The organism is Photobacterium nomapromontoriensis (genome assembly GCF_050336815.1).
Taxonomy (GTDB): Bacteria; Pseudomonadota; Gammaproteobacteria; order Enterobacterales; family Vibrionaceae; genus Photobacterium; species Photobacterium nomapromontoriensis.
In genome coordinates this window covers 65,734-73,535 of sequence record NZ_JAKJSL010000046.1, presented here as the reverse complement: position 1 = coordinate 73,535, position 7,802 = coordinate 65,734, and the positions used below count along the sequence as shown (strand labels likewise).

The 7,802-nt window shown below is 45.9% G+C and carries 7 protein-coding genes; all 7 read right to left on the bottom strand.

Annotated features, from left to right (window positions below; translation table 11 throughout):
• Positions 1–301: 301 nt before the first annotated feature.
• The 7 genes from eutH to L4D12_RS19525 all read right to left on the bottom strand — a co-directional run bounded on the left by eutH (position 302) and on the right by L4D12_RS19525 (position 7,801).
• Positions 302–1,408, bottom strand: a complete 1,107-nt coding sequence (gene eutH, locus L4D12_RS19555; protein WP_428449519.1) for an ethanolamine utilization protein EutH — start codon at positions 1,406–1,408, stop codon at positions 302–304.
• Positions 1,409–1,474: 66 nt separating this feature from the next.
• A complete protein-coding gene (locus tag L4D12_RS19550; RefSeq protein ID WP_428449518.1) occupies positions 1,475–2,023 on the bottom strand; it encodes a BMC domain-containing protein in 549 nt (182 codons plus the stop codon).
• 13 nt (positions 2,024–2,036) lie between these two features.
• A complete protein-coding gene (locus L4D12_RS19545) occupies positions 2,037–3,398 on the bottom strand; it encodes a 4Fe-4S dicluster domain-containing protein (RefSeq protein ID WP_428449517.1) in 1,362 nt (453 codons plus the stop codon).
• A 15-nt stretch (positions 3,399–3,413) separates the two neighbouring features.
• Positions 3,414–4,070: an ethanolamine utilization microcompartment protein EutL gene (gene eutL / locus L4D12_RS19540; RefSeq protein WP_428449516.1), complete on the bottom strand. Its 657-nt coding sequence runs from the start codon at positions 4,068–4,070 to the stop codon at positions 3,414–3,416.
• 13 nt (positions 4,071–4,083) lie between these two features.
• A complete protein-coding gene (eutC, locus tag L4D12_RS19535) occupies positions 4,084–4,980 on the bottom strand; it encodes an ethanolamine ammonia-lyase subunit EutC (protein WP_428449515.1) in 897 nt (298 codons plus the stop codon).
• Positions 4,981–4,990: 10 nt separating this feature from the next.
• On the bottom strand, positions 4,991–6,355 hold the full coding sequence (locus tag L4D12_RS19530; protein ID WP_428449514.1) for an ethanolamine ammonia-lyase subunit EutB: 1,365 nt from the start codon (positions 6,353–6,355) through the stop codon (positions 4,991–4,993).
• A 15-nt stretch (positions 6,356–6,370) separates the two neighbouring features.
• Positions 6,371–7,801, bottom strand: a complete 1,431-nt coding sequence (locus L4D12_RS19525; protein ID WP_428449513.1) for an ethanolamine ammonia-lyase reactivating factor EutA — start codon at positions 7,799–7,801, stop codon at positions 6,371–6,373.
• Position 7,802: the final 1 nt, after the last annotated feature.

Sequence of the window (7,802 nt, the reverse complement as noted above, 5' to 3'; positions counted from 1 at the left end):
CTCAAGCACAGCATAGGTCTGACTGAGTATGGGGCTTTGCGCTATTTTGCACGCTTACCCACCTAGACTGCCGAATCAGGTTCACTTTCGTTGTGTACTGTTAACTTCCTATCGCTTCCTTCAGACCCTGCCGTTGGCCAGCAACGCCCTTGCGATTCGGATTATCTTCCCCTCAGTCGGGGTGATTCAGGTTTCTTGCAACCTGACGGGTTTGCCAGCTTCGCTGGGCAAACAAAAAAGCCAAGCTAGGATAACCTTGCTTGGCTTTATTCTGTAATTAAGCGTTAATATAAATGATGGCTTACGCCATTTTTACTTCTGCTTTTGGTTTTTGAGTCAGGCTCATATTACGCGTTACGTATACTGCGATGAATAATGCAGACACACCGCCCACCAATTTACCAACGACAACGGCTGTGATGAGTTCGCTGTTTACCGCGGCTGTAAAGCCTAGGTGATCACCAAATGCAAACGAAGCACACACCGCAAACGCCACGTTGATGATCTTGCCACGGTCATCCATGTCTTTCATGATGTTAAACATAGCGATGCTATTTGCCAGTGTTGCAACAAGGCCAGCTGCTGCTGTTTCACCCATACCCATAGCTTGACCAAGCTTAATTAACGGCTTGTTAAAATGCTTAGTGATAAAGTGAACCATTGGGAATGCACCCGCAAGAACAATCGCGATCGCACCAATAATTTCGATACCATCAGAGATTGGTGCCATGCCTGGAATAACCACAAACCCAGTCAGTGTCTCAACGACAATCGATGCCAAGGCCAATGTGATAACTGCAATCACGCCTTTACCAAAGACTTCAAAGCCGCGGATCATCGCATCCGGTTTTAGCCATAGGCCAACCGCAATTAAACCCGCAACAATAACGATTGGAATAAGGTTACCTAAGATCATCGCAAAATCGAAACCGGCGAATAAACCACCGACCAAACAACCAACAGGAATGGTGGTTAAACCGATAAGTACACCACGTGCTAGAAATGGGGTATCTTCTTTATTGATGATACCCAACGCAACAGGAATGGTGAAAACGATTGTTGGTCCCATCATTGAACCTAAAATAAGCCCCGCGAAATTACCGGCATCTGGTGTTTGAGCCATGCTCATTGCAAGTGGGTAACCGCCCATATCATTAGCAAGTAAAGTACCGGCGAACATAGCAGGATCAGCACCTAAAGCGGTATACAACGGCACAACTGCAGGGCTCAGTATTGTTGCCAGTACTGGGGCCAGACTTACCACACCGACCATGGCCAATGCCAATGCACCCATTGCCATAAAGCCTTCGTCGAACTTCTCTCCGTATCCCCAACGATTTCCCAGTGCCTTATCCACCGCACCAAGAACCATAAAGCCGACCATAATATAGATAATAATGTCATTCATGATATTTTTTTCCTAAAAATAATATGCATAAAGTTATTAAAATTCAAAATGTTAACAACTATTAACCTAAATAGTACCTTGTAATATTTCTTTTGACGGTTGAGCAATAACGACTTTATCTACTAATACTCCTTTTCCTTTGATTCTCTCTGCTGCGGCATCGACGGCGGCTTGTACTGACGCCACATCACCGGTTAGCGTTACAAATCCTTTTCCACCTATCGCCATCGCCATGTGAACTTCTAACAACTCAACATTGGCGGCTTTTACTGCGGCATCGGCGGCTTCAACAATGGCAGCCACTGAGAAGGTTTCGACAATGCCTAATGCCCCTGTTTTTTCGACAATACGAGTGCCTGAAATCGCGGGGAAAACATCCGGATGAACATTGGCAATGATCAAATCATCAACCACTGATCCACCTCCGATACGTAGCCCTGTTTCAACGGCTGCATTCACCGCTGCAACATCACCACCCATCATGATCATGAATTTTCCAGGGCAAATTGTGCGATTGAATAAAATCTCAACATTCGCGGCTTTTAACATTGCATCTGACACTAAAAATCCACGCGCAATAGAATTTAATTCGATACAACCTATTGAATTTAACATCACACTCTCTTTCTTAAATTCGTTCAATAACAATGCTATTGCCAACAGAAACCACGGTTCCATCAACGCTTGCGTGCACAGCAACACTTAATGCATCGGGGGCGGCTTGCCCTACCATTTGGCCTTTTTTGACCGTGTCACCCACGTTAACAATGGCGGTAGCAGGCTTACCAATGTGTTGAGACAGCGGGATAGAAACCTGTTTCATGAAATTTGCTGTTTGAGACGGCATTGCGCTTAATAACGCATTAAATTCTACGAACTCCGCTTTAGTGTAAATATAATCAGTCAGCTCTAAACGACGGACTAACCGCTTAGTAGGCACACCCCGGTACTCCCTTAATGGGTGTACTTCAATCGTTTTCGCTTGTAATTGTGCCGGTGATTGCAGTTGATTATTATCTCGTAGGGTTCGTTTGGTTATGCCGCAGACTCGGCTCGGATCTAACCCTTCAGGACACGACCACATGGTGCATAGATTACAACCACTGCACGCTTGTGCTGCCAAGGCATCAGGCAAGTTATTAACGCCAGAAACTTGCAATGAACGCATGGCTAAATGCGGTTGAATAGGATAGCCAAGCAGCCCTCTTGGACACATAGAACTGCACATACGGCATTGGTCGCACGATGCCTTACCTATCCGCAGTAGATCTTGTTCGCTACGGAGCTTAATGCGAGCAACTCGGTTTGATTTTGGAAGCACCAACAAGCCGCTTGAGATCTTGGTGATCGGACGTGAGAGATCGTCTGTCACCGAGCCCATCATTGGCCCACCTTCGACAACAATATAGTCTTGGCACGTTACACCACCTGCCAGATCAATTGCTTCTTGGTAACTGATCCCAACGGGTAACCACGCGGTATAAGGTTTTGCAACTTCACCGTGTACCGTAACCATGGTCTCGGTAACCGCGATGCCTTTTGATGCGCGATATACATTGATAAAAGATTCAATGTTATTCACCATCACGCCGATATCTTTAGGTAAACCACCCGCCGGAATACGCTTGCCTGTGGCTTTATACACTAACTCCACTTCATCGCCAGCGGGATAGACATCATCCATCAAGCACAGCTCGATTGTCGCAGGCAATGTTGCTTCTAAAATAGCCAGCGTATCGGTGTTTTTCTTTTTAATACCAATCACACCGCGGCTTGCACCCACTTCTTTCATTGCAAGCAGCATTCCGCCAAAAAGATCACTTGCCCAACGCTGCATAAGAACCTGATCTTTATATAATAAAGGTTCACATTCTGCGCCATTGGCTAAGATAAGATCCACCTGACAGTCAAGTTTAACGTAGGTGGGGAACCCTGCCCCACCTGCGCCAATCACGCCACTGTCTTGAACCTGTTTTAACAACGGATTCATCGACTACTCCTACACTCAGTTCGCAATTGGATTACGGGCAACATCAATAACGGCTGCTTCAAACGCTTCACACGCAGCACGACATGCTGCTTGAGAACCGGTTAAATGACCACCACCAAAGTTGGTTTCTGACGGTGGAGCAAACAAGTTCACCAGCTTCACATCTGCCGCTTTTAATGCCGCATCTAACCCATACATTGCTTCAAGAGGCGGAGCAATTAAATAAGCCAGCGCTTCACCTGTTTCAACACCCGCTTCTTTCGATAGGAAAGTACCTGTTGATGAAACTAAGTGAGCAAAATAAGCAATATCACCCGCTTCATTTGCACATTGGAAACCAGCTTCAAATTCGATGAAGGCTTTTGCTCTTTCAAGTCCTGCAATCACATCAGCAGGGTTGGTTGCCGCAATAATACCGATCACTTCACCGGATGTTGGACCAGAAGAGTGCGCAGCCCCTGCGTAGAATGATTTCGCGTAAACCACATCAACATTAGCGGCTTTGGTCGCTTCATCCAGTGCACAATAGGTCACATCATCACAGTCGGCGGTAATTAAACCAATGCTGTTATGGTGCGGCAGTAAGCCAAGCTTTGCTTTATATACCGGATCAACAGAAGCGATAACGCGGGTTGCCAATACAGCGGGTTGGATCTTGTCATATATAGCCATGTTTACTCTCCTGTTAACGCTTTAAATTAATGCCACTGGCTTTTTTAGCCAGCATGTCTTTTACAAGATCAACAATTACTGCGGCCGCTTCTACCGGTGGTGTACCGCCAGCGTGAATATTTGAAATAACCGTACGATCAGACTCAACAGTATTTTCTGTCGGGTTATAAATGGCATAGCAGCTTAACGATTCAGATTGTCCCAATCCAGGGCGCTCACCAATCAATAAGATGTTTACTTTAGCATCGAGTAACATGCCAATTTCATCTTGCGCTTTTACTCGGCCATAGCGTAAGAAGAACGGTGTGCCAACATCCAGGCCCGCATTTTTCAAGCCGTTTAGCAATGCCGGTAAAATTTCACCGTGGTTGCTAGTTACCGCATCAAGGCTCAAACCATCAGACAGCACGACCTGTACCTGAGGGGCATGTTTGCATTTTTCTTTGATGATTTTTTTCGCTTCATCATTTAGCTTACGGCCTAAGTCTGGTCGCGTTAAATATTGGTCTTTATCAACGGCACAGGTTTGCACTTCCATCAAGCCACGCTCTTGCAGCCAAGACGATTCAACGTTCTTAATAACGGTATCTTTTGAGCGAGAGTGATCGGCTAAAAAACGCAACAACGCTACAGTACGAGGACGAGGTCCGGCACGGCCTGTCCCCATTCGTGCGTTGGTCTGACTCATTAAATCATCAACAATTTTTGGATCGGCGGCATTGATTACCCCATTCCATTTTTTAAAGCGCATCTCACCAAGATCAGGTAAAGAGTCATCACATGTTGATGGCGACTGCATAGCATTCACAGATTCATCAACAATTTTAGTGATCGTTGAAGCCTGTATATTCGTTTCACCAAGTTGAGCTAATACCGTCGCGACAATGCTTTGAATATTTTGATCGTTCATTACCTAGTCCTTACTTGAAGAAAATTGACGGGTCGCCCGCTTTTGAAGTGAGACGGCCATTTTCCATTAATCCCATTGTTTCCATCCATGCTTCAAACTCAGGCGCAGGACGTAAATTCAATAGCTGACGAGCGGTTGCTGTATCGTGGAAAGCGGTGGTTTGGTAGTTCAACATGATGTCATCGCCCAGAGGCATGCCGATCACAAAGTTCACCCCTGATGCCGCTAACAGCACCAATAAGTTTTCGTTGGAGTTTTGATCGGTATCAGCATGGTTGGTATAACACGCATCACAACCCATTGGCATGCCCGATAGCTTGCCCATGAAATGATCTTCTAAGCCAGCACGGATGATCTGTTGGTGGTTGTATAAATACTCAGGACCGATAAAACCAACCACGGTATTCACCAAGTGTGGGTTATAACGCTGTGCCAATGCATAACAACGGGCTTCCATCGTCATCTGGTCTGCGCCATTGTGGGCATTCGCTGATAATGCTGACCCTTGGCCTGTTTCGAAATACATCATGTTATCGCCAGCCAAATTGCTGTATTGCTTACCAATTTCATAAGCTTCATCCAGCATTTCAACTGTTACACCAAACTCATTCAGTCCCTTCTCAGAGCCCGCAATACTTTGGAATAACAAGCCAGCAGGCGCGCCTTTACGTACCGCTTCCATCTGAGTAGTAATGTGCGCTAATACACAAGGCTGAGTTGGAATATCAAACTTGGTAATCACTTCCTGGATTGAGTTAAGCATTTGAGTCGTATTTTCAACGCTATCGGTCACAGGGTTGATCCCGATAACTGCGTCACCACAACCAAATGACAGTCCTTCATAGGTTTGCGCTAAAATAGAGCTCACATTATCACGGGTATCGTTAGGTTGCAGACGGCAGCTGAAACGCCCAGGTAAACCAACGGTTGCATTGGCTTTGGTGACGACGTTTAGCTTTTTACCGCCATACATGAGGTCACTGTTCGAGCTTAATTTCGCCGTTGCAGACACCATTTCTGCGGTTAGGCCTTTACGTAAACGCTGGTAGTCTTCTTTAGTAGGATCATCCGACAGCACGTATTCACGCAGCTCACTGACCGTCCAGTTTTTGATGCTTTCAAAAACCGAGCGGTTCAAACTATCTTGGTTGATACGGGTAATAATGTCTGACTCGTAGCTCACGACCGGGTTTTCACGAAGGTCATTCAACGTCATTTCAGAGAGTACGTGTTTGGCGGCGATACGCTCTTGAGCGGTCTCTGCCGCAACCCCTGCTAATACATCACCAGAGCGAAGTTCTGATGCTTTTGCCAGTACATCTTTTACATCCCTAAATTGATAGCTTTGACCAAACAGGTTCGTTTTCAATTTCATAAAAATACTTCCTAATTAAGATGGAAAGGCAAGAGATTTAACGGTTAACGGCACTATTTCCCCACCGAAATAACTTTTACCAATATCGATGTAGTCCCCTTCGCGAGTCGCTACTTCGTCAATAACACTTAATGCATTTGTTGCTAACAATGGCTGTAATTCCATGCCTAACGCTTTACCAATATCGTTATGCATAACCACTAAAAACATCGCATGGTGATTGCCATGTTTTTCGTAAAATGATGCGAGTTCATTGGCGAGGTGTTGCACCGCGCGATAAGTAACAGGCATAGTTTCATCAAAGGAAATGGCGTAATGATCGTGCGAAAGCGCTAAATCCATTCGCTCAGCAGCAAGCACGATTTCACTGCATATTTCAGGCGCGTCTTGCTGCCAATCCACCGATGGATGCACTACCGGAATGTTCTTCAGTGGCAATTCATCAGAGTTAAGCCAAATGGTGGAGCCAGATAGGGTTAATGAATAAGCCCCGGCACCAATCACTGTCGCCCTTACCGTTTGGCTCGGTTTTTTGACGGTAAATTTGTCCAATTCCTGATGGCGCAATAACGCCCGTGCAAGCAGTGGTCCAACATCACCAAATTCCGTGGTGTCTTGATCTGCATATTGCTGGAGATAAAAACATTCACCGACACCACCACTGATAAATACGGCATCAATATCGGCGATATCTTTTAGCTCTGGCGTTTGTAATAACCGCGCAGATAGCTCGGTCAGCTTACCGTTGAGCTGCTCGACAATTAAATCAGCCATACGGGCGACAATGCGTAGCAGGTAGTCATGGCTGATCTGCCTTGGGTTAAGCGCTTCACCGAATAAATCATTAATGACGGCAATGGCTGGCTTGTGTAAGTAGCTGACTTCACCATGTGCGTTCAGCTCCACCAAGCGCCCACCAATATTTAAACAGGCGGTATCTACCACTTTCCCGTTGTTAAACACCACGTAATTGGATGTGCCACCACCAATATCAATATTGATGACTTTCGCATGATTTTTTTCTGAAAACTCTTGCGCGCCGCTTCCCCGGCCCGCAATGATTGACTCTAAATTCGGCCCGGCAGTTGCCACCACAAAATCACCCAATTGATGCGACAAATCCATGATCGCATCACGTGCATTGAATGCTTTTGCCGTTTCACCCGTAATGATGATGGCCCCGGTTTCCACGCCCTGCTTATCAAAACCCGCTAGCTCGATTTGTTGATCAATAAACTGGCGTAATGCCACCACATCAATCACACCATCGTGCGCTATTGGGGTAAAAGAAACAGGGCTCTGGTAACTGATTTCACGGTCGATAAATTCATACATTGGCACTTGCGATGCTGGCGCGCGGTTTACCACGGTCAGCGTAGAAAAAATAACCTGCGTAGTGGTGGTGCCAATGTCTATCCCTACGCTATGGATGATTTTTCTTTCCATG